Annotated in this window: 22 protein-coding genes; 11 read left to right on the top strand and 11 right to left on the bottom strand. The window is 66.6% G+C overall.

What is annotated here, in order from left to right; translation table 11 throughout:
- Positions 1-12: 12 nt before the first annotated feature.
- Entirely contained in the window at positions 13-720 is a 708-nt protein-coding gene (locus IEY69_RS04545) for a response regulator transcription factor (protein WP_189071910.1), read from the top strand.
- A 144-nt stretch (positions 721-864) separates the two neighbouring features.
- Here IEY69_RS04545 and IEY69_RS04540 read toward each other — a convergent pair whose 3' ends face one another.
- A complete protein-coding gene (locus tag IEY69_RS04540; RefSeq protein ID WP_189071909.1) occupies positions 865-2,229 on the bottom strand; it encodes an esterase/lipase family protein in 1,365 nt (454 codons plus the stop codon).
- Positions 2,230-2,504: 275 nt separating this feature from the next.
- On the opposite strand from IEY69_RS04540, the gene IEY69_RS04535 reads away from it, so the two are divergent.
- From IEY69_RS04535 to lysX, 6 genes are all read left to right on the top strand, one after another.
- Positions 2,505-3,785: a 3-isopropylmalate dehydratase large subunit gene (locus IEY69_RS04535; protein WP_373290999.1), complete on the top strand. Its 1,281-nt coding sequence runs from the start codon at positions 2,505-2,507 to the stop codon at positions 3,783-3,785.
- Positions 3,786-3,892: 107 nt separating this feature from the next.
- Complete coding sequence (locus IEY69_RS04530; RefSeq protein ID WP_189071907.1) at positions 3,893-4,441, top strand: hypothetical protein; 549 nt, start codon at positions 3,893-3,895, stop codon at positions 4,439-4,441.
- Between the two features lie 29 nt (positions 4,442-4,470).
- Positions 4,471-4,965 carry a LeuD/DmdB family oxidoreductase small subunit gene (locus tag IEY69_RS04525; protein ID WP_189071906.1) on the top strand — a complete coding sequence of 165 codons (495 nt, stop codon included), beginning with the start codon at positions 4,471-4,473 and terminating at the stop codon, positions 4,963-4,965.
- 9 nt (positions 4,966-4,974) lie between these two features.
- Positions 4,975-5,310 (top strand): hypothetical protein, encoded by a 336-nt coding sequence (locus IEY69_RS04520; RefSeq protein WP_188844902.1) that lies wholly within the window; start codon positions 4,975-4,977, stop codon positions 5,308-5,310.
- A gap of 65 nt (positions 5,311-5,375) precedes the next feature.
- Complete coding sequence (gene lysW / locus IEY69_RS04515) at positions 5,376-5,549, top strand: lysine biosynthesis protein LysW (protein ID WP_058976663.1); 174 nt, start codon at positions 5,376-5,378, stop codon at positions 5,547-5,549.
- A gap of 83 nt (positions 5,550-5,632) precedes the next feature.
- On the top strand, positions 5,633-6,496 hold the full coding sequence (lysX, locus tag IEY69_RS04510) for a lysine biosynthesis protein LysX (protein WP_189071905.1): 864 nt from the start codon (positions 5,633-5,635) through the stop codon (positions 6,494-6,496).
- A gap of 71 nt (positions 6,497-6,567) precedes the next feature.
- On the opposite strand, the gene IEY69_RS04505 is transcribed toward lysX, so the two are convergent.
- Entirely contained in the window at positions 6,568-7,194 is a 627-nt protein-coding gene (locus tag IEY69_RS04505; RefSeq protein ID WP_189071904.1) for a CBS and ACT domain-containing protein, read from the bottom strand.
- A 130-nt stretch (positions 7,195-7,324) separates the two neighbouring features.
- Between IEY69_RS04505 and IEY69_RS04500 the strand changes: the two genes are divergently transcribed.
- Both IEY69_RS04500 and IEY69_RS04495 read left to right on the top strand, forming a co-directional pair.
- A complete protein-coding gene (locus tag IEY69_RS04500) occupies positions 7,325-7,813 on the top strand; it encodes an OmpH/Skp family outer membrane protein (RefSeq protein ID WP_189071903.1) in 489 nt (162 codons plus the stop codon).
- Between the two features lie 69 nt (positions 7,814-7,882).
- Positions 7,883-8,350: an OmpH family outer membrane protein gene (locus IEY69_RS04495; protein ID WP_189071902.1), complete on the top strand. Its 468-nt coding sequence runs from the start codon at positions 7,883-7,885 to the stop codon at positions 8,348-8,350.
- Positions 8,351-8,547: 197 nt separating this feature from the next.
- Here the strand turns inward: IEY69_RS04495 and IEY69_RS04490 are convergent, their stop codons facing one another.
- From IEY69_RS04490 to IEY69_RS04480, 3 genes are all read right to left on the bottom strand, one after another.
- On the bottom strand, positions 8,548-9,039 hold the full coding sequence (locus IEY69_RS04490; protein ID WP_189071901.1) for a pyridoxamine 5'-phosphate oxidase family protein: 492 nt from the start codon (positions 9,037-9,039) through the stop codon (positions 8,548-8,550).
- Positions 9,040-9,175: 136 nt separating this feature from the next.
- On the bottom strand, positions 9,176-9,898 hold the full coding sequence (locus IEY69_RS04485; RefSeq protein ID WP_189071900.1) for a hypothetical protein: 723 nt from the start codon (positions 9,896-9,898) through the stop codon (positions 9,176-9,178).
- A 12-nt stretch (positions 9,899-9,910) separates the two neighbouring features.
- Positions 9,911-11,557 carry a chloride channel protein gene (locus tag IEY69_RS04480; RefSeq protein WP_189071899.1) on the bottom strand — a complete coding sequence of 549 codons (1,647 nt, stop codon included), beginning with the start codon at positions 11,555-11,557 and terminating at the stop codon, positions 9,911-9,913.
- 280 nt (positions 11,558-11,837) lie between these two features.
- On the opposite strand from IEY69_RS04480, the gene sodA reads away from it, so the two are divergent.
- Complete coding sequence (gene sodA, locus IEY69_RS04475) at positions 11,838-12,461, top strand: superoxide dismutase [Mn] (protein WP_189071898.1); 624 nt, start codon at positions 11,838-11,840, stop codon at positions 12,459-12,461.
- A gap of 62 nt (positions 12,462-12,523) precedes the next feature.
- Here sodA and asnS read toward each other — a convergent pair whose 3' ends face one another.
- The gene (gene asnS, locus IEY69_RS04470; RefSeq protein WP_189071897.1) at positions 12,524-13,867 is read right to left on the bottom strand and encodes an asparagine--tRNA ligase; all 1,344 of its coding nucleotides are present in this window, start codon (positions 13,865-13,867) and stop codon (positions 12,524-12,526) included.
- A gap of 76 nt (positions 13,868-13,943) precedes the next feature.
- Between asnS and IEY69_RS04465 the strand changes: the two genes are divergently transcribed.
- Positions 13,944-15,215 carry a hemolysin family protein gene (locus IEY69_RS04465; RefSeq protein WP_189071896.1) on the top strand — a complete coding sequence of 424 codons (1,272 nt, stop codon included), beginning with the start codon at positions 13,944-13,946 and terminating at the stop codon, positions 15,213-15,215.
- Between the two features lie 115 nt (positions 15,216-15,330).
- On the opposite strand, the gene tpiA is transcribed toward IEY69_RS04465, so the two are convergent.
- The 5 genes from tpiA to IEY69_RS04440 form a co-directional block, all read right to left on the bottom strand.
- A complete protein-coding gene (gene tpiA, locus IEY69_RS04460) occupies positions 15,331-16,062 on the bottom strand; it encodes a triose-phosphate isomerase (RefSeq protein WP_189071895.1) in 732 nt (243 codons plus the stop codon).
- Position 16,063: 1 nt separating this feature from the next.
- Entirely contained in the window at positions 16,064-17,089 is a 1,026-nt protein-coding gene (locus tag IEY69_RS04455; protein WP_189071894.1) for a GNAT family N-acetyltransferase, read from the bottom strand.
- Positions 17,090-17,171: 82 nt separating this feature from the next.
- Entirely contained in the window at positions 17,172-18,344 is a 1,173-nt protein-coding gene (locus IEY69_RS04450; RefSeq protein ID WP_189071893.1) for a phosphoglycerate kinase, read from the bottom strand.
- A 79-nt stretch (positions 18,345-18,423) separates the two neighbouring features.
- Entirely contained in the window at positions 18,424-19,416 is a 993-nt protein-coding gene (gene gap, locus IEY69_RS04445; RefSeq protein WP_189071892.1) for a type I glyceraldehyde-3-phosphate dehydrogenase, read from the bottom strand.
- A 180-nt stretch (positions 19,417-19,596) separates the two neighbouring features.
- Positions 19,597-20,145: a YceI family protein gene (locus tag IEY69_RS04440; protein ID WP_229783627.1), complete on the bottom strand. Its 549-nt coding sequence runs from the start codon at positions 20,143-20,145 to the stop codon at positions 19,597-19,599.
- Between the last annotated feature and the right edge of the window lie 151 nt (positions 20,146-20,296).

Below are 20,296 nucleotides of genomic sequence, written 5' to 3'. Positions count from 1 at the left end.
AAGGAGAGCGTCATGCCCACCCGCCTGCTCATCCTGGACGAGGACCCGGCCGTCCAGGCCGCGCTGCGGCGCCTCACCTCGCACGGGTATCTGGTGGCAGTCGCTACCACCGCCCGCGAGGGCTGGCAGCAGCTCACGGAACACCCCCCCTCGCTGATCCTGATGAACACCCGCCTGCCCGACCGTGACGGCCTGGACTTCCTGAAACAGCTGCACCTCGAGCGGCCCATCCACCCCCCCGTCATCCTGCTCACCGGGAACGGCGACCTGCAACTCAAACTGGCGTTCATGGATGCCGGAGCGGTCGATTACGTGGTGCGGCCCTGCGCCTGGCGGGAACTGCTGGCCCGGATGCGCGTGCAGGTGCGGACCGCGCCGGGCGCCACCCCGATCTACCACGGTCCCCTGGCCCTGCTGCCCGCTGCGCGGGCCTGCCAGGTTGGTGCCGAGGAAGTGCCCCTGAGCGAAACCGAGTACCGCCTGCTGGAACACCTGACCGCCAACAGCGGGCAGCGCCTCTCCCGGCAGGACCTGCTGGACGCCTGCTGGCCCAGTGGGCACGCGCCGCAACTGACCACGCTCAACTCCCATCTGGCCCGCCTCCGGTCCAAGCTCAGGCAGGCCGCAGGGGGAACGGACCTGATTCACGCGCCGTACGGCAGCGGCGTGGTGCTGGAAGTCCCGACCTCCCTGAACATTCCGGAACCCATCCTGGCATGAGGCACAGACGTGAACATCCGGCGGCATCCCCGCACCCGGCCTTTCACGCCAGCAGACGACTCCTCACATGATCTCTCGTGGGGAGTCGTTGCGTTGGCATCAGCTCATACGGTGTGGTTCATCCCTCCTGCTCGGTTCCTGGCCTCACTGCCCGGCCAGGAACGCCGCCTGGTTGCGGTAGAAGGCTTTCACGTCCCGGAACGACAGGTTCCCCGTGATGTCGAGGTGGTCGTACCCGTCCACGCGGCCCAGCCGGTACCAGCTGCCGGGTGCGGTGAGCTGCCCGGTGTACGCCACGCTGCTCTGGCCCAGCGGTGCGTTCATGGAGCGGTTGGGGACGATCCCGTCGTTCGCCCACCAGGAGCTGTCGTAGCTGACGCTCCCGCCGGGGCTGCGCCCGCTGATGTTCCCCAGGCCCGGTTTCAGCGGCCACGCGTACGGGTACGCGATGGGGGAGAGGACCGCGTTCATGGTGGGGTTCGGGTACTGCCAGCCCGTGACGAGCCCCCGGCTGGTGGCGTTCGTCTCCCAGGAGAAGTACTTCGTGGTGCGGCTGCGGCCCACGTACGTGTTCAGCGCGGCCGAGCCGTCCGCGGACAGGTCCCACGCGGCCTGATCGCGAGACTTCCAGACGGAGGAGTTGAACACGCGGGTGTTGTACGCGCTCAGGCCCTCGCCCGCCGCGCGACTGAGGCCCCACTGGCCCAGGTCGAAGTCGTACACGAAGTTCTCCGGGTCGATACTGCCGACGCTGGCAGCGAACGCCAGAATCAGGTTCTTGAACATGGGAATCGCGTCCTGCAGCGTGTCCGCCGCCGGGGAGCCGCTGTTCGGGGAGCTGACCGTCATGACGCTGCGCACCCACCCGGCGCGGCCCCCGGCAAACAGGCCGCCACTGGCGCGGTTCGCGGCGTCCCCATCATCCAGCAGTTTCACGAGCAGGCGCGCCGTCTGCCCGCCCATGGAGTGCCCCAGCAGGTTCACGGGGTGCGCGGCGTCCCAGGCGGGATAGAACCCGGCGTAGCATTTCTTCGTGTCCTTCTGCGCGTGCCCCTGCGCCTGGGCGTGCGCCGCGCCGTAGTCCACGCAGCCGCCCTTGATCTGCGCGTACAGTTCCGCCGCGCGGTCCCAGTTGCTGCTGACCGGGCCCAGGCTGGCGGTGTACACCGTGTAGCCCTGGGCGCGCAGGTCGGCCTGGACGTCCAGCAGGCCGCCCCAGTAACGCAGGCCCAGGCCCTCGTCGCGGCCCCAGCCACCCACGCCGTGAATGAGGATCAGCGGGACGCTCTTGTCGAGTGCCAGGGTGCGGGGCTGCACACCGCCCGGGTACGTCTTCGTCAGGTCGGTGAGTTTCGGTGCGGCGATCGTCTCGGTCGGGGTGGGGGTCGCGGCGACGCTCAGGCGGGCGTCCGCCTGGACCGGAGCGGGCGCGGCAGGGTCGCTGCGGCACGCGGACAGGAGGCTGGTGACGGCAAGAAGCAGCGTGAGGGGAAGGCGGGATGCGGTCATGGGGTCTCCTGGGTGGCAGTCCAGGCGGCCACGCTCCACCCGATGCGGGGGTGGCGTGTGGGGGCCGGTCGCCGGATGAATTGTGGGTACCGGAGCATGGTGACATCCAGCTGACCTGCTGTCTTGACCCGGGTCCAGAAGGATCTGTTTCTGTCGTCTGGTAGGTGGTGGACCACCGGTATGGCGCCGCCTACCTGGGGCTCGTGATGGCATTTGAAAAGTTTTCAGCCGAAAATCCAGTCAATCTCACGCCGCACCTGCGCGGATGCGGCATGATGGGCCGCATGACGAACTCCACCCCCCGCCCGCAGACCATGGCGGAAAAGATCCTCTCCCGGCGCGGCACGCAGGTCGTGTACGCCGGTGACCTCGCGGTCGTCGAGGTCGATCAGGTCATGGTCGTGGACTCCATCGCCCAGAGCTTCATCCAGCGGATGGAACAGGACCTCGGCGCCGTTCCGAAATACCCCGAACGGGTCAGCATCGTGATCGACCACGTCGCCCCCGCCAGCACCGTCAGCGTCGCGCAGGCGCAGAAGGAAGCGCGCGAGTACGCCGCGCAGACCGGCGTGCGTCTCTTCGACGTGGGGCGCGGCATCTGCCATCAGGTGCTGATGGAGGAGGGCCTGGCCCGCCCCGGCTGGATCGTGCTGGGCAGCGACAGCCACAGCACCACGTACGGCGCGGTCGCCGCGTTCGGCAGCGGCATGGGCGCCACCGACATCGCCCTGGCCGCCGCCAGCGGCAAGACGTGGCTGAAAGTCCCCGACAGCGTGAAAGTCACCTTCACGGGCGACCTGCGGCCCGGCGTGACCGCCAAGGACGTCGCGCTGGAGATGATCCGCCGCCTCGGCGCGGACGGCGCCACGTACCAGAGCATCGAGATGCATGCCGGGGACCGCTTCACGCGTGGCGAACGCATGACCCTCGCCAACCTCTGCGTCGAGGCCGGTGCGAAGGCCGGACTGGTCGTCCCAGGCGGCGAGATCCTCACCGCGTACGGCTACGACATCCCCGAATGGGTCTACCCGGACGGGGGCGCCACGTACGTGCAGAGCATAGAGATCGACCTGGGCGCCCTGAATCCCCGCATGAGCGCCCCCAGCGAGGTGGACAACGTGTTCGACGTCGCCCAGCTGCGCGAGGACCTCCGCGACGTGCACGTGGATCAGGTGTTCATCGGCACCTGCACCAACGGCCGCATCGAGGACCTGCACGCCGCCGCCGACGTCCTGCGCGGGCGGCGCGTCGCCCCCGGCACCCGCCTCCTCGTGATTCCGGCCAGCAGTCAGGTCATGGAGGACGCCATGGCCGACGGGACCCTCCTGACCCTGCAACGCGCCGGAGCCGTGCTGGGCACCCCCGGCTGCGGGCCGTGCATGGGCCGCCACCAGGGCGTCCTCGCGCCCGGCGAGGTCTGCGTCAGCACCAGCAACCGCAACTTCATCGGGCGGATGGGCGACAAGGACGCCCGCATCTACCTCGCGTCGCCCGCCGTGGCCGCCGCGACCGCCGTCATGGGCCGCGTCGCGCTGCCCGAGGACATTAAGATGTAACTCATATGTCAAACCTTCCTCGTAAAATAAGCTTCCCTCGAATAGTAAGTTTCATTATTATTACCTTATGGATTTTCGAATTCTTATTCCTCGTATTCGCTACAGACTTGGATAGAACGAATATCTCGGAAATGGGGACAATGGGCGATAGCTTTGGTATTTTGAGCAGCCTGTTTGCCTCACTGGCTCTTCTGCTAACAATTATAACTAATGATAATCAGACTAAGCAAATCTCTGAATTGAGTAAAGATCGACAAATGCAATACTATAAGCAGCTGTATGATCTATATTTTTTGGATGAAAAAGTATCTCGAGCGTACTACTATTTTGAGCATGACATGATTAGCTTTTTTGAGAAGCCCCTTCTAGAAGGAAGGCATGGATACTGGGAGATTAGGGATATAGAAATCTCCAGGGTTGACCTTGAATCTTCAATCGACGCACTTCTTTCAACTGTAGACTTGACGGTGAGATATATCAATGACGGACTTATAAGACACAATGAGCACTTTGAATATAGGCTATACAATATCTCTTCTGATGTCCAAATATTAAGTTACCTTAAAACGCTGAAGATTTATAACCAAAAGCAGGCAATACCCTTTTCTCCATTCCCGAATCTTTACGGCTATCTTGAGAAAAACGGTCTTATTTGAGCTGATTGATGTGCAGTAGGAGGAGAAATATGCCGAGAATCTGGAAATTTGGCGACAGCGTGAACACCGACGACATCCTGCCGGGCAAGTTCGCGCCGTTCATGGCGGGCGAGGACGTGTTTCAGACGTTCGCGTTCCATTACATCCGCCCGGAGTTCGCTGCGGAGGTGCGGCCCGGTGACGTGCTGATCGGGGGGCGTAACTGGGGGCTGGGCAGCAGTCGCGAGTACGCTCCGCAGGCGTTGAAGAAGTTGCAGGTGGGCGGGATCGTCGCGCCGAGTTTCGCGCGGATTCACTACCGCAACCTCCTGAACCTGGGCATTCCGGCGTTCGAGTACGACCTGACCGGGCTGCTGGAGGACGGTGCGGAGGTGTCCCTGGACGTGCCCACGGGCGTCCTGACGTACGCGGGCGGGACGGTGCAGTTGCCGCCGCCGCCGGAGTTCCTGCGTGAGGCGCTGGCCGAGGGGAGCATCCTGGCGTTCTTCAAGAAGCACGGGCGTTTTCCGGGCGAGCCCGCCTAAACTGGGTTCATGGCGACTCTTGAGATTGATTGCCCCATCTGTGCCGAGGTGCTGGAACTGACCGATCAGGACCGCGCGGAGCTTCAGGTGGGGGACGTGATCGTGTGTTCCTCCTGTCATTCGGAAATGGAGGTGACCCGCAACGACGGCGGCGAAGACTTCGAGCTGGAGCTGCTGGGCGCGATGACGACCTGCCCGAACTGCGACGAGGAGTTCGAGGTGACGGCGGAGATGCTGCAGGCGGCCCCGATGACCCGCGCGCAGGACGGCGTGGAGGTGGCCCTGATGACCTGTCCGCACTGCCGCGCGAAGTTCGAGCTGGAACTGGCGGACGAGGAAGGGTAAGTCCCCTAGACAATAACAAACGATAAGCCCGATATCGTTTAGCCTATCAAACGCAAGGAGTGATTATGGCTACCGTTCAATTTGAAAATCCCGATACCGGCGCGACCATCGAACTGACCAACCCCGAACTGGGCGAACTCGTCATCGACGACGAGACCGGCGTGGAATACGAGGTCGTCTCCATCGACCCCCCCCGCCTCGAAGCCGCCCCGCAGGAAGCGGAGGACTGGGGCGAGTAAAGCGGACACAGCGGGCGGTCAGGCGTCACGGCACAGTGCTGCCCGGGTCTGACCGCCCGCCCGCTTTTCCCCAGGAGACCAGCATGGCCGACCTCGCCGTCCTGTACGACCGCATCCGCCCCGACGAGAAGATGCTCTTCGAGGCCCTCGACGACCTCGGCGTTCCCTACGACAAGGTCTACACCCCCCAGCTGAAGGTCACCTTCGACGAGCAGGGCCGCGCGGGTGTGCCCTGGAAGGTCGCCATCGAACGCTGCGTCAGCCAGAGCCGCGGCCACGGCGTGACCCGTGCGCTGGAGGGCTTCGGGGTGAAGGTCATCAACCCCGCGCACGTCATCGAACTGTGTGGCGACAAGCTCGCCACGAACGCCGCGCTGCACGCCCACGGGCTCCCCACGCCCCGCACCGGCGTGGCCTTCGACGGCGACACCGCCCTGACCCTCATCGAGGAGATGGGCTACCCGGTCGTCCTGAAACCCACCGTGGGCTCGTGGGGCCGCATGGTCAGCCGCCTGAACGACCGCGCCGCCGCCGAGGCCGTCATCGAGCACAAGGAAGTCCTGGGCGGCCCGCAGCACGGGATCTTCTACGTGCAGGAACTCATCAACAAGCCCGGCCGGGACATCCGCGCGTTCGTGGTGGGCGGCGTGTGCATCGGCGCGATCTACCGCACCAGCGAACACTGGATCACGAACACCGCGCGCGGCGCGAAAGCCAGCAACTGCCCCGTCACGCCCGAGATCGCCGATCTGGCCCAGAAGGCCGCCGCTGCCGTGCACGGGCAGATCGTCGCCATCGACCTCGTCGAGGACCCCGCCGCGCAGAACGAGTGGGGTGGCCTGAAGATCATCGAGATCAACCACACCATGGAATTCAAGAACTCCGTGGCGACCACCGGCGTGAACATCCCGCGCGTGATGGGCGAGTACGCGATCAGCCTGCTGTAACGGCGAATGCCGGAACAGGCCAACAGGGGAGGCCCGGTGCATCGAACACCGGGCCTCCCACTGCTGTGCATTCAGTCCAGCACGTCGATGCCCGCCGCGCGGACCCGGTCGCGCACGTCACGTACGCCGTCCCCGCTGACGCGCATCACGAAGCGGCGGCGGCCGTTCTCCCCGCCGAACGTCGCCACGCTGATGATGTTGCTCGGCAGGATCGCCCCCGTCGCCCGCTCGAGGCTGCCGGGTACGTCCGGCATGTCCAGCGTCAGTCGCTGCCCGCCCTCGCGCATGCCCAGGATGCCCGTGAAGGCCCGCAGGACGTCCATGGTCGTGATGATCCCGCTCAGCTGCCCCGCGTCGTTCAGGACCGGCAGGCCCCCCACATGGTGCTCCTGCATGCGCAGCGCGGCGTCCTCCATGTACTCGCCCTCGGCGGCAGTGATGACGGGGCGGGCCATCATCTCGTCCACCGTCAGTTTGCTCAGCAGGTAGTTCAGTTCCCACACGCTGAGGGTCGTGGCCTTGCTGGGCATGGCGTCCTTCAGGTCCTTACGGGTCGTGATGCCCACCAGTCGGCCCTGGGCGTCCAGCACCGGCAGGCGGCGGAAGCCCCCCTCCTTGAGGATCTTCAGGGCGTCCATCACGGGCGTGTCAGGGGTGACGGTCACCGGGTTGCGGGTCATCCAGTCGCGAACGAGCATGCCCGCAGTGTACCCAGCCCAGGCGCACGGGGGCGGCCAGAACGTCCCGCCCCGGAGGATGGCAGCGGCATGTGAACCGCGTCAGGTGGCCTTCATTCGGCTCAGAATGCGCCGTGCTACGTTGCCGGACATGAAGATCAGTGCAAAACTCATGGCCCCCGTGGCCCTCGCCACTGCGTTCGGCCTCGGCATGGTCGCGCCCCACGCGCAGACCACCGCCCAGAAGGTGGCGTTCGTGGACATCAGCAAACTGCTCGCGGCGCACTCCAACGCCAAGGCCATCAACGACATCAAGGCCAAAGCGGACGCCGAACTCGGCGCGATCGACAAGCAGATCAAGGCGATCGATGCCAAGGGCACCAACGCCAGCGCTGCCGAGAAGCAGACCCGCGAAGCGCTGATCAAGACCATTCAGGCGAAAGCAGCGGACTACGACAAGCAGATTGACCCCAAAGTCACAGAAATCGAGCAGGCTGTGGACAAGGCGGTCAGCGCCGTCGCCAAGAGCAACGGCTACGGCATCGTCATGGATATGAACGTCGCTGCAAGGAGCGGGCTCGTCATCTACGCTGACGACAGCACCGACCTGACAAGCGCCGTCGTCAAGAACATCAAGTAATCCCTCCCGGCGCTGGCTGCACTCCTGCACCGCAGGACAGCCGGCGCCGCGTCTTGTAAGGAGGTTCCGATGAACCGATTCCTGATCCTCGCGCCCCTGGCGCTCCTCGCCACCGTCCCGCACGCTCAGCAGAGCAAGAATCGGGTGGGTGTCGTCAACGTTCAGAACGTCATCAAGAGCATGTCCGGCAGCAAGACCTACACGGACCTGACGGCCAAATCGAACGCAGACCTGAAAGCCCGCCAGACCTCCATCCAGTCACTGGCTGCGAAGGCGTCCAGGGGCAGCGCCGCGGACAAGGCTGCGCTGACCAAGGCGCAGCAGGACTACGCCAAGACCCGTGACTCGTATATCAAGCAGATCGAGACCGCCTTCAAGCCACTGGCCACCAAGGTCAACAGCGCAGTCGCAAAGGTCGCCAAGACCAACGGGTACAGCATCGTGATCGACGCGAACGTCGCCAACGACACCAACCTGATCGTCCATGCGAACACCGCCGTGGACCTCACGCAGGCGGTTCTCAAGGAAGTCAAGTAAGTCTGACAGCGGTGCTCAGTTGCGTTGAAGGGTCGCCACCACGCTCTTCAACTCTGCGTTCATCCGTTGCTGTTAACCCGGCTCAGTTCCGGGAGATCGACCGTATATTTCGGGCTGAATTGTGCTGTGAATGCAGAAGTTGAAGCGGGGAGCGACACTCAGAGGTCGCTCCCCGCTTCACGTCAGGCGGGTTGTTTTCAGAGGTTGACGGTCTCGTTCTTGCCGGGGTGTGCTTCTTCGCCCTTGATCATGCCCCTGGCGATCTCGATGAGGCTGCGGACCTTGCCTTCGCCTTCCCAGTACTCGGCGCCGTTCGCGCTGATCCGGATCAGCTGGATGTTGGGGTCTTCCTTGCCCTCCGGGAAGTACGCCTTGTACATGTCGCTCCACAGTGCATCCAGCTTCTCGCGATCCTCCACCAGTTCTGCCGTGCCGTTCACGCTCACGTAGACGCCCTTGTCCGGCCGGGAATAGCTGACGTTCACCTGCGGATGCTGGCGCATGGCCGCCACCTGGGCCGTGTCCTTGCCACCAATGAACCAGATGTCCCCATCGAACTCGACTTCCTGGGTCGTCATGGGATGGGCGTGGAGGTGACCATCGGCATTCTGCACCGTCAGCATGGCGAATTTCACGCCGTGGATGAGCTTCGAGAGTTCCTGCACGCCTTCGTTGGACTGTTGAGTCATGGGTGGAGGGTCGCACGGACCTGTGCGCCAGATTGCGGCTTCCCGCACTGAATGAGGGCAACGCGAACGTCCCGTAAAAACTCGGTCAGCGGGTTCTCCGGTGCAGTGGCAGCGGGACCCGAAGGGCGTGGGGGGATCAGTGAATCGCGGTTCCAGGACCCTTCCTGGCACTCTGCTTCAGCAGTTGTGCTGACGCGCCCGCCAGCAGAAGCCGGTTGGTCGGAATTCGCAGCACGCCGGACGGCAGGTAGGCCCCCCACCGGGCGTCAATGGGCACGGCGTCCGGCAGGCCCGCCGCGCGTTGCAGCGCGTTCTGGTACGTGCCGCAGTCGAACGCGTCAACCGTACCGTTCAGCAGGTACGGGGCGTCTCCCAGCCGTTCCACTTCCCGCATGACGGCGCGAAGATGAACGTCGCGGACCCCGGTATCCACCACCAGGACAAGGTCGCGGCGCAGCAGGCTGGTCAGGGGCAGCTGCGTGGCCCCCCGACCGAACCAGCCGGGTTCCTCCACGACCCGGTCCGCGCTGATCTTCCGCGTCAGGTGACGGCACGGCCCCCAGAGGGCCGCGGCGTACTCGCAGGCGATCATCAGACTGCCCACCGGAGCGCGGTCCAGCGCCTCCGCCAGCGGCAGCAGCCGGTCGCCCGGCAGTTCAGAGCGCTCCAGCAGATCCTGCGGCGTCCAGTCCTCACCGGACACCACCGTCAGGTGGGTGAGCGACGGCCCGACGGGGGGCGGCAGGCAGGCGCTGAGCAGCGTGGCCAGCAGGCCACAGACCAGCAGGCGCACGGACCACCGCAGCGGCACCGGCAGGTCACCGGTAGAGCGGCGCGGGAACGGAACAAGGCGCTTCATGGAATGAACTCATTATGCGCCGGGCAGCCGCAGGACGCCCTCCAACGCCGTGTACGCCTCGGGGCGAGCCAGGAACACCAGTTCGTCGGACCGGGTCAGGCGCAGGTCCGCGCGGGGCAGCCGCACCGAACCGTCGCGGACCACACCGACCACCTCCACCCCGGGCGGCAACGTCACCATGCCCAGCCGCGCGCCGGTCCAGCTGGCCGGTACCACCCTCCGGTACAGCTCCCGGTCACTGGACGGGGGCGGCAGCACCTCGGTCTCCTGCGGGGTCACCGGAGCGGCGGCGTCGTATGGCACGGCCGGCAGGTCGGGCGTGCGGCGCGGAATGTACCTCACGGTGTCCGGCAGCCACGCGGGCGTGCCGGAATGCACGCCACTCTCGCGCCGCCCCTGCACCTGACTGTCCAGCAGACCCCGCGTGCCACTGAGCAGGTGCGCCAGGCCACTCGCGGCCAGCGTGACAGGCAGCAGCGCTTCTCCGCCCCACGTGACCGTCAGGAGGGTCGCGGCCAGCGGCACGTTCAGGGTCACGGTGAGGAACGACGCGGCCCCCACCATCGCCGCCACCGCCGGGTCCACGCCCAGCACGCTCGCCAGACCAATGCCCAGCAGGCCACCGATGCCAACAGACGGCAGCACGCCGCCGCCCAGCGCCACGTGCAGACCGAACGCCAGAATCACCCAGCGCCACGCCGCCTGCCCACCGGCATCGGACCCAAGGAACCCTCCCGCCCCGAGTTGCAGCCAGCCCGAGCCGTCCCCCAGGACGGTGGGGGTCAGGCGCGCCGCCACGACTGCCGTGAGCAGGCCGACTCCCGCCGCGAAGGCCGGGCGGCGCCAGCCGCGCAGGGCGGTGCCCGGGAGGGCCGAGCAGCTCAGCAGGGCCAGCCACCCCAGCAGGGTGGCGCCCAGGGCCACCACCAGAAAGGCCGGAAGTTGCGCCGCTGCCGGTACCTGCACGTCAGGGAAGGCCATGAGCGGCGTGAACCCGAACGCCAGTCCGTACACGGCGGTGCCCGCCACGGCCGCCAGGAGGCAGGGCATGACGACCTCGAACTCGAATTCGAAGCGGCGGTACAGCAGCTCGGCGATCAGCACGGCGGCCGCCAGGGGAGCGTGCAGCACTGTGCCCAGCCCGGCGGCCGCTCCGGCCAGCGTCAGGGTCCGGAATTCCACGGCGTCCAGGCGCGTGACCCGCTGCATCAGGCGGGCGCCGATCATGCCCGCCATCGTGAAGGGCGCGTCCCGCCCGACCAGAAGCCCGGAGGCGTGCCCGATCAGGGTGGCGGCCAGGGTCCGCACCTGCGTCGGCAGGGCGGGCCACTGCCCGCGCTGGTGGTAGCCCCGCACCAGCTGCGTGAAGGGGTCGCCCACACCGTCCGGAATCAGCGCGGCGTACGCGGCGGCCACGAAGGGCAGAGCCAGCAGTCCCCAGGGAGCGGCCGTGCCGAAGGCCATCATCAGGCCGCCCTCCCCGGTCGTGCCAGGCGAGGCGTAATCGGTGAGGTGAACGGCAAGGCCGATCAGCACGTCCAGGCTGAGCCGCAGGACGATGCACAGCCCGCCGACCAGTGCACCCAGCAGCACGCTGAGCACCACGAGCCTTCCAGTTTCCAGGCGGTGCAGGACGGCGCGGGGCAACGGAGAACGCATTGCCGTCCATGCTAGAGCAGTTCGCGCCTGAACGCCACAAAACCGGGATCAGTGGAGAGGTCTTTTCTGCGCTCAGCCCGCGCGATTTCGGTCTGTCCAGTCCGGTGTGGCCGCGTCAGGTAGGGTCCAGGTGCAGGCTGGGCCGGTCAGATGAACGCCGGTTAAAGTCACGCGCGCTCTTCACAAATCGCGCACCGCGCGTAAGATACGTGCCGGAACTCCGGTGTCGGGGTGCGGCGAGGTGCCGCACAGTCCCGCCCGGCCTGAAAGGAGCATCACCATGGCCTACGAACTGCCCACGCTGCCCTACGCCTACGACGCCCTCGAACCCCACATCGACGCGCGCACCATGGAGATCCACCACACCAAGCACCACCAGACGTACGTGGACAACGCGAACAAGGCCCTTGAAGGGACCGAGTTCGCCAGCATGCCCGTCGAGGACCTGATCCAGAACCTCGCTCAGGTGCCCGCCGACAAGAAGACCGCGCTGCGCAACAACGCCGGTGGACACGCCAACCACAGCCTGTTCTGGCAGGTCATGGGCCCCCAGGGCAGCGGTCAGCCCAGCGGCGAACTGGCCGACGCCATCAACGCGGCCTTCGGGTCCTTCGACGCGTTCAAGGAGAAGTTCGAAGACGCCGCCAAGACCCGCTTCGGCAGCGGCTGGGCGTGGCTGGTCGTGAAGGACGGCGCGCTGGCCGTCGTGAGCACCGCCAACCAGGACAACCCCCTGATGGGCGAGGCGGTCGCGGGCGTCAGCGGCACCCCGCTCCTGGGCGTGGACGTGTGGGAGCACGCGTACTACCTGAACTACCAGAACAAGCGCCCGGACTACCTGAAGGCGTTCTGGAACGTCGTGAACTGGGACGAGGTCGCGCGCCGCTACGCCGCCGCGAAGTAACCCCCCCTCGAACTGCAAATGAAGCGCGCCCCACTGGATGGGGCGCGCTTCTCGTTGGTCGCTCAGGGGCGCATGCGGGTCAGCATACGCGGGAACGGAATCGCCTCGCGGATGTGGTCGATGCCCGTGATCCACGCGATCACGCGTTCCAGGCCCATGCCGAAGCCCGCGTGCGGCATGCTGCCCGTCTTGCGCAGGTCCAGGTACCACTCGAAGGCCTCCAGCGGCAGGCCCTCGTGCTCAATGCGGGACTTCAGCAGGTCGTAGTCGTGGATGCGTTCGCTGCCGCCGATGATCTCGCCGTACCCTTCGGGCGCGATCATGTCGTCGCACAGGGCCACGCGGGGATCCTGCGGGTCGGGCTGCATGTAGAACGCCTTGATGGCCGCCGGGTACCGCTCGATGATCACGGGACGGTCGAAGTGATGCCCGAGGATCGTCTCGTGCGGGGCGCCCAGGTCGTCGCCCCACTCGACGGGCTGCACGTCCTCCTGCACGTTGGCGGGCAGGTCGCGGCTCTCAATGTGCTGGCGGATGATGTCCAGCGCATCGGTGTACGTCACGCGCGGGTAGTTGCCTTCGGCCGCGCCCGCGAGTTTGCTCTGGTCGCGCCCGAGGATCTTCAGTTCCTCCTGGCATTCCTCCAGCACGCGGCGCACCAGGAAGCTCACGAAGCGCTCCTGCAGCGCCATGTTCTCGGTGTGGTTGCTGGGCACCACCTCGGGTTCGATCATCCAGAATTCCAGCAGGTGACGGCGCGTCTTGCTCTTCTCGGCGCGGAAGGTCGGGCCGAAGGCGTACACCTTGCCGAACGCGAACGCGCCCGCCTCGGCGTGCAGCTGACCCGTCTGGGACAGGTACGCCTTGTCCTCGCCGAACAGGTCGATCTCGAACAGTTCGGTGGTGCCCTCGGCGGCGTTCGGGGTGAAGAACGGCGCGTCGAAACGGATGAATCCCTCACCGTGGAAGAAGTCCACGACGGCGCGCTGCACGCTGTCCCGCACGCGCATGATTGCCCAGGGGCGGCGGTGGCGCAGCCACACGTGACGGTGGTCCATCAGGAACTCGATGCCGTGCTCCTTGGGCGTGATGGGGTACTCGCCGTGGTTCTCGCTGATCACGGTCAGGTCCCGCAGGCTGAGTTCCACACCACCCGGGGCGCGCTCGTCGGCGCGGACCTCGCCGGTCACGGTGATCGCCTGCTCCTGCGTGAGGCGTTTGGCCTGCTCGAACACCTCCTCGGACACGTCGGTCTTGAAGACGGTGGCCTGCACGAAGCCGCTGCCGTCGCGGAGTTTCAGGAACTGGATCTTGCCCTTGCCGCTCTTGTCCTGCAGCCAGGCGTGAACGGTGACGGTCTGACCCACGTGCTGCGCGAGGTCGTGAATGCTGGAATGAACGCTCATCGCGGGACAGTATAGGCAGCGGCGACCCCCGCGCGCACGGCGGCACGCCCCAGCGGAAACCACTACACTCCCTGGTGTGGGTCAACCGCTTCTGGAATTCGGCATTCTCGTGGGTCTGCTGATCATCAACGGCTTCTTCTCCGGTTCCGAACTGGGCGTGGTGTCCGCGCGGCGGTCCCGCCTGCAGGCGCAGGCGAACGCCGGTCACCGGGGCGCTCGCCGCGCAGTGGAACTCTCGGAGAACCCGGGCGCATTCCTGGCGACCGTGCAGATCGGCATCACGCTGATCGGGACGGTCAGTGCCGTGTTCGCCGGTGGGAGCCTCACCCGGTACCTGGAGGCCGCGCTGAGACCGCTGCTGGGTGAGCTGGCGGGCAGCGCCGCGTCGGTCGGCGTGGTGCTCATCGTGACGTTCCTGTCGCTGGTGCTGGGTGAACTCGCCCCGAAGAACATCGCGCTGCGCAACCCCGAGGCGCTGGCCATGCGGGTCGCGCCGTTCTTCTCTGGACTGGCGCGGTTCACGAAGCCGTTCGTGTGGGTGCTGGAGGCCACCACGCGCGGTCTGCTGCGCCTGCTGGGCATGCGGGGCGAGGTGCAGGAGCAGATCACCGAGGAGGACGTCAAGGCGCTCGTGCTCCAGGCGTCCGAGAGCGGCAGCCTGGAAGCGGGGGAACGGGAACGGATTGATCACGTGCTGCGCTTCAATGACCGCCGCGCCCGGGATCTCATGACGCCCCGCACGGACGCCGTGACCCTGCGCGCGGACCTGCCCCTGCCGGATCTGGTCGCCTGCGTGCTGGCTCACCCGCACGACCGGTACCCCGTCACGGACGAGACCGGTGACGTGACCGGGCAGGTAGCCGTGGCCGACATCCTGCGCGCCGTGCACGAGGGCGGCTCGCTGCACGAGTACCTGCAGCCGGTGATGTTCGTGCCGGAGACCGCATGGGCGGAGGACGTCCTGACCCGCCTGGCCGGGGAGGCCGGGCAGCGGCTGGCGATTGTCGTGGACGAGTACGGCGTGTTCACGGGCCTGCTGACCACCACCGACCTCCTGACGGAGCTGGCGGGCGTGAACAGCCCGGAGGACGCGGACCTGCTGGTGCTGCGGGATGACGGGAGTTTCCTGGTGGATGGCGGCATGCCCATGCACGACCTGCGGATGCACCTGCCGCTGCCCGCGCTGCCACGGGAGGATTTCAGCACGCTGGCCGGGTACGTGCTGGAGGTGCTGGGCGAGTTCCCCAGCGTGGGTGCGCGGGCGCTGTACGACGGCTGGGAACTGGAAGTCCTGGATCTGGACGGTCCCAGGATCGACCGGGTTCTGGTGGTTCCTCCGAACGGCTAAAAATTGTTGATGAGCAGTCAGGAAACAAAAATTTCACGCGCTGTCAAAATCGTGAATCAATTCACTTGCGCTTACCGCTGAATGGCCCACCGGTAGTGTGGGCCATCTCCACCGTTTACTTCAGGGCGTCGTTCATGCCCAGCACGTCCGCGACCTTCAGGCTCGCGCCGCCCACCAGGGCGCCGTTCACGTTCGGTTTCGCGCAGATGCTGGCAATGTTGTCCGGCTTCACGCTCCCGCCGTACAGCACGCGGATGCCCGCCGCCGCGTCACCGTACCGCTCCTGAAGTGCTCCGCGGATCGCGGCGGCGAGTTCCTCGGCGTCCTCGGCGGTGGCGGTCTTGCCGGTGCCGATCGCCCAGACGGGTTCGTACGCGACGACCACGTCGGTGCCCACGCCCTCCAGGCTGCCCGCCAGCTGCGCCAGCGTGAACGGCACGTGCTCGCCCGCCTCGCGCACGTCGAGCTTCTCGCCGACGCATACGATGGGCGTCAGGCCGTTCGCCTGGGCCTGACGGGCCTTCGCGGCCACGACGGCGTCCGTCTCGCCGTGGTAGTCGCGGCGTTCGCTGTGGCCCACGACGGCGTACGTCGCGCCGACGTCTTTGAGCATCGCGGCGCTGATCTCGCCGGTGTACGCGCCGGACTCGTGCGCGGACACGTCCTGCCCGCCGAAGCCCACGCCGGTGGGGAGGTTCGCGGCCAGCGCACTCAGGGTGATCGCGGGGGCCATGACGGCCAGTTCCGCCTGACCGGCTTCGAGTTTCTCGCCGAGTTCCTGCGCCCAGGCGCGGGCCTCGGTGGGGGTCTTGTTCATCTTCCAGTTCAGTGCCAGCAGATTCTTCATGTCAGTTCCTTTCAAGTCCTGACCGCACGTCCGCCACGGCGCCCTGCCACACGGTGGACGCCATGAACGGGCGGAAGCCCAGGTCGGTGTTGATCTTCAGCATGGGGCCGTTGCTGTCCGCGTTCTGCGTGCGGATCTCGGTGGCATGCGGGTTCAGGCGCAGGACCTCGCGGACGTTCGCGGCCTTCAGCCATCGGCCCAGCTGGTGTCCACGGTGTGCCGGGAGGACCCCGGTGTTCCCCTGACTGACGATGCCGGGTTGAGCGGGCCGCCACGACACGTCCGTCAGGCCCGCCAGCGTCCCGTCGGGCGCGCGGACGACCGCCACGACCGCCACTCGGCCCCCGGCACGGGTCAGGGTCTCCATCGAGCGGACCTCCTCGGGGGTGGTCCGGTGGTCCTCGACGTCCAGGTCGTCGCGCGGGGCGCTGTTCATGACGTTCAGCAGCTCCGCGTACGCGTCCAGGTCGGCTTCCGGCACGCCGTCCGTCCAGACGTCCAGCGTGTACCCGTCGTCCGGGCGGGTCGTCCACGCGTCCAGCAGGCCGTCCGGGATGTCCGTCAGGAGCAGGCGGTTCACGTGGTTGCTCAGGCCCGGCTGGAACCCGGCGCGGCGAGCGAACACCTCCCCGGCAGGCACGCGGTCGTTCGTCTGCGTGAGCAGCAACGTCCGCCCGCGCGCCTGCATGGAGCGCGCCGCGTGGCCCAGCAGCGTCCGGCCCAGCCCGCGCCCGCGTGCGGCAGGGGAGACCATGAGCTCCAATTCGGCCAGATGCTGGTTCTGCCCGACTGTGAACGCCTGCGTGCGCGCGTGCGCGACGATCGTCCCGCCGTCCTCCACCGTCCAGAAGTCCAGTTCCAGGATGGGCGGCAGGTGCTGCATCTGCCCCCACACGTTCGCCGGGTCCGTGGGCGGGTCGTCCGGGTGGGACTCGGCCCGCATGCGGTTCAGGTGCGCCACGAGCGCCCGCGCGAACTCCTCGGTCAGGGCGGTGTGATCGCGTTGCTGGACGTCGGTGGTGGTCATGTCGGCTCCCAGCATGTCACGGGCACGTGCGGTGACGCGCCGCAGGTGAGCAGGGAGGCGCGGCGGCCTCCCCGGTGCGGATTTACTTCATCGCCTCGACGCCGGGCAGGGCCTTGCCTTCCAGCAGTTCCAGGCTGGCGCCCCCGCCGGTGCTGATGTGGTCGATCTGGTCGGCCTTGCCGCTCTTGTTGATCGCGCTGACGGAGTCCCCGCCGCCCACGACGGTGTACGCCTGGTTCTTCAGGCTGCCCACGGCGGCCGCGACGGCGTTCGTGCCGCCCGCGAACTGCGCGAACTCGAACACGCCCAGCGGACCGTTCCAGAACACCGTCTTCGCGCCCTTCAGGGCCTCGCTGTACAGCTTGACCGTCTCTGGGCCCGCGTCGAGGCCCTGCCAGCTGTCAGGAATGGCGTTGCTGGCGACCACCTGGGTGTTCGCGTCGGCGCTGAAGGCGTCTGCGGCGATCACGTCCACGGGCAGCATGATCTTGTTGCCGTACTCGCGCAGCAGTCGCGCCGCGAGGTCCAGCTGATCGTCCTCGTGGATGCTGTCCCCGATCTTCCCGCCCTGCGACTTGATGAACGTGTACGCCATGCCGCCGCCGATCAGGAGTTTGTCCACGCGGGGCAGCAGGTTCTCGATGACCTTGATCTTGTCGCTGACCTTCGCGCCGCCGATGATCACCACGTATGGCCGCTCGGCGCCGTCAAGGAGCTTGCCCAGGGCGTCGACCTCGGTCTGCAGCAGGGTGCCCGCCGCGTGGGGCAGCTGCGCCGCCACGCCACTGACTGACGAGTGCGCGCGGTGGGCGCTGCCGAAGGCGTCCAGCACGAACGCGTCGCCCAGGCGGGCCAGCTTGCCGTTCAGCCCGGCGTCGTTCTTCTCCTCGCCCACGCTGAAGCGCACGTTCTCCAGCAGCGCCACCGCGCCCTGGGGCAGCGCCTGCACGGCGGCCAGGGTCTCGTCACTGTCCGCGGTCCCGGCGATGAACGTGACATCGCGGCCCAGCACCTTCTCCAGCACGGGCGCGACCGGCTTCAGGCTGTATTTCTCCTCGGGGCCGTTCTTCGGGCGGCCGAAGTGGCTCATCAGGATCACGTTACGCGCGCCCGCTTCCAGCAGGGCGCTGATGGTGGGGAGGCTGGCGGTGACGCGCGTGTCGTCCTGCACCACGCCGTCCTTGACGGGAACGTTGTAATCCACGCGCACCAGCACGCGTTTGCCCTGCACATCCAGCTGACTGAGGTTCTGCATGTCGTCTCTCCGGGGAAAAAGGTGATGGTTGATAGAGGATGGACGGGCCACCGCTCTATCAACCATCAGGGGTGGGCGATCAGCCTTTCTGCTGGACCAGCTGGGTCAGGTCGGCGATGCGGTTGCTGTAGCCCCACTCGTTGTCGTACCAGCTGAAGAACTTCACGAGGCTGCCCATGGCCATGGTCAGGCCGCCGTCGATGATCGCGCTGTGCGGGTCGCCGACGATGTCCTGCAGCACGATGGGGTCTTCCGTGTAGCTGATGATGCCCTTGTGGCTGCCCTCGGCGGCCTTGCGGAACACGTCGTTGACTTCCTCGGCGGTCACGTCGCGGCCCAGGATGACGACCACGTCGCTGATGCTGCCGACCGGGGTGGGCACGCGCAGACTGGTGCCGTCGAACTTGCCCTTCAGCGCGGGGTACACCTGGGACACGGCCTTCGCGGCGCCGGTGCTGGTGGGGATAATGTTCACGGCGGCGGCGCGGGCGCGGCGCAGGTCACTGTGGGGCAGATCCAGGACGCGCTGGTCGTTGGTGTAGCTGTGGACGGTGGTCATGATGGCCTTCTCGATGCCGAAGGCTTCATCGAGGAGTTTCATGGGCGCGCCGAGGCTGTTGGTGGTGCAGCTGGCGTTGCTGATGATGTGGTGCTTGGCGGGGTCGTAGTCCTGCTCGTTGACGCCCAGGACGATGCTGATGTCCTCGTTCTTGGCGGGCGCGGTGATGATGACCTTCTTCGCGCCGCCCTCGATGTGCTTGCCGGCGCCCTCGCGGGTGGTGAAGATGCCGGTGGATTCGATGACGATGTCCACGCCCATCTCGCCCCACTTGATGGCGGCGGGGTCGCGTTCGGCGAGCGCGTGGATCTTCTTGCCGTTCACGGTGAGGGAAGAGTCGTCGTACTCGACGGTGCCGTCGAACTTGCCGGCGGTGCTGTCGTATTTCAGAAGGGTGGCGAGCGTCTTGTTGTCGGTGAGGTCGTTGATGGCGACGACATCCACGCCACGTTCGACGAGGTTGCGGAACACCAGACGGCCGATGCGGCCGAAGCCGTTAATCCCTACTTTCATGCTGTGCCTCCAGTCGTGAGGGCCGCCCCCTGTGCTGGGGCGGGTGACCTCGCATGTCGCAGTGTAACGCGGGCCTCACGACTGGCGGTTCGTGTCACCTGTACACCAAGCGTTTCGTGTACCGGGTCCAAAAACACGAGGCGGCCAGCGCCGCCCCACCAGCACGGACTTTTCCGCGCGTTAGCTCCCGTTCAGGACAAACGCCACATCCACCGTCACCGAGTCGCTACTGCCCGGGTAACGCACATCGAAGTCCAGCGGATTGAACTTGAACTGCGTGCTGACGTTCACCTTCCCACCCTGCAGGGTGGCCTTGACTGGCGCCGTGATCGCCTTCGACTTGCCCTTCACCGTCAGGGTGCCGGACGCCGTGGTGCTCAGCGTCTGACCCTCGACCAGTTTGCCGCCCGTCAGCTTCTCCAGCTTGAAGGTCGCGTTGGGGAACTTCGCGGCATTCAGCGCCACATCGCTCTTGGCATGCGTGTCCCGCAGTCCGATGCCGGTCTTGAGATTCACGACGGGGACCGTCACGGCGCCGGTGGTGGCCGCCAGGTTCGCCGGGTCGAGGTCCACGCTGGCGGTCACACCCGCGATCGTGCCGCGGACTGGAATGAACCGCACGCTGTGGGTGAACGTGGCCGTTCCCTCGGCCGCGCGGTACGGGAGGGCGGCTGCCGCTCCCAGCAGTGTCGGGATGGCCATCAGGCCGCACGTCATTCCCCTGTTCATACCCTGATCTTGCACCCCCCCCGTGAATACTTGGTGAAACGACCATTTGACTCCCCACCACCTTGAGGGATCAGCCAGCAAGAAGTCCGTGCTGCGCCCACTCGTACCGTTGACTCACGGCGACGCCCACCCCGGGCCGCACGTCAGGAGG

The organism is Deinococcus sedimenti (genome assembly GCF_014648135.1).
Taxonomy (GTDB): Bacteria; Deinococcota; Deinococci; order Deinococcales; family Deinococcaceae; genus Deinococcus; species Deinococcus sedimenti.
This window is presented reverse-complemented; position numbering and strand designations above follow the sequence as displayed.

What these genes read in the sequence shown, in the direction of transcription:
- IEY69_RS04545 (WP_189071910.1), top strand. Translation starts at nt 13, where the DNA reads ATGCCCACCCGCCTGCTCATCCTGGACGAGGACCCGGCCGTCCAGGCC.
- IEY69_RS04540 (WP_189071909.1), bottom strand. Translation starts at nt 2,229, where the DNA reads ATGACCGCATCCCGCCTTCCCCTCACGCTGCTTCTTGCCGTCACCAGC.
- IEY69_RS04535 (WP_373290999.1), top strand. Translation starts at nt 2,505, where the DNA reads ATGGGCCGCATGACGAACTCCACCCCCCGCCCGCAGACCATGGCGGAA.
- IEY69_RS04525 (WP_189071906.1), top strand. Translation starts at nt 4,471, where the DNA reads ATGCCGAGAATCTGGAAATTTGGCGACAGCGTGAACACCGACGACATC.
- IEY69_RS04520 (WP_188844902.1), top strand. Translation starts at nt 4,975, where the DNA reads ATGGCGACTCTTGAGATTGATTGCCCCATCTGTGCCGAGGTGCTGGAA.
- lysW (WP_058976663.1), top strand. Translation starts at nt 5,376, where the DNA reads ATGGCTACCGTTCAATTTGAAAATCCCGATACCGGCGCGACCATCGAA.
- lysX (WP_189071905.1), top strand. Translation starts at nt 5,633, where the DNA reads ATGGCCGACCTCGCCGTCCTGTACGACCGCATCCGCCCCGACGAGAAG.
- IEY69_RS04505 (WP_189071904.1), bottom strand. Translation starts at nt 7,194, where the DNA reads ATGCTCGTTCGCGACTGGATGACCCGCAACCCGGTGACCGTCACCCCT.
- IEY69_RS04500 (WP_189071903.1), top strand. Translation starts at nt 7,325, where the DNA reads ATGAAGATCAGTGCAAAACTCATGGCCCCCGTGGCCCTCGCCACTGCG.
- IEY69_RS04495 (WP_189071902.1), top strand. Translation starts at nt 7,883, where the DNA reads ATGAACCGATTCCTGATCCTCGCGCCCCTGGCGCTCCTCGCCACCGTC.
- IEY69_RS04490 (WP_189071901.1), bottom strand. Translation starts at nt 9,039, where the DNA reads ATGACTCAACAGTCCAACGAAGGCGTGCAGGAACTCTCGAAGCTCATC.
- IEY69_RS04485 (WP_189071900.1), bottom strand. Translation starts at nt 9,898, where the DNA reads ATGAAGCGCCTTGTTCCGTTCCCGCGCCGCTCTACCGGTGACCTGCCG.
- IEY69_RS04480 (WP_189071899.1), bottom strand. Translation starts at nt 11,557, where the DNA reads ATGCGTTCTCCGTTGCCCCGCGCCGTCCTGCACCGCCTGGAAACTGGA.
- sodA (WP_189071898.1), top strand. Translation starts at nt 11,838, where the DNA reads ATGGCCTACGAACTGCCCACGCTGCCCTACGCCTACGACGCCCTCGAA.
- asnS (WP_189071897.1), bottom strand. Translation starts at nt 13,867, where the DNA reads ATGAGCGTTCATTCCAGCATTCACGACCTCGCGCAGCACGTGGGTCAG.
- tpiA (WP_189071895.1), bottom strand. Translation starts at nt 16,062, where the DNA reads ATGAAGAATCTGCTGGCACTGAACTGGAAGATGAACAAGACCCCCACC.
- IEY69_RS04455 (WP_189071894.1), bottom strand. Translation starts at nt 17,089, where the DNA reads ATGACCACCACCGACGTCCAGCAACGCGATCACACCGCCCTGACCGAG.
- IEY69_RS04450 (WP_189071893.1), bottom strand. Translation starts at nt 18,344, where the DNA reads ATGCAGAACCTCAGTCAGCTGGATGTGCAGGGCAAACGCGTGCTGGTG.
- gap (WP_189071892.1), bottom strand. Translation starts at nt 19,416, where the DNA reads ATGAAAGTAGGGATTAACGGCTTCGGCCGCATCGGCCGTCTGGTGTTC.
- IEY69_RS04440 (WP_229783627.1), bottom strand. Translation starts at nt 20,145, where the DNA reads ATGAACAGGGGAATGACGTGCGGCCTGATGGCCATCCCGACACTGCTG.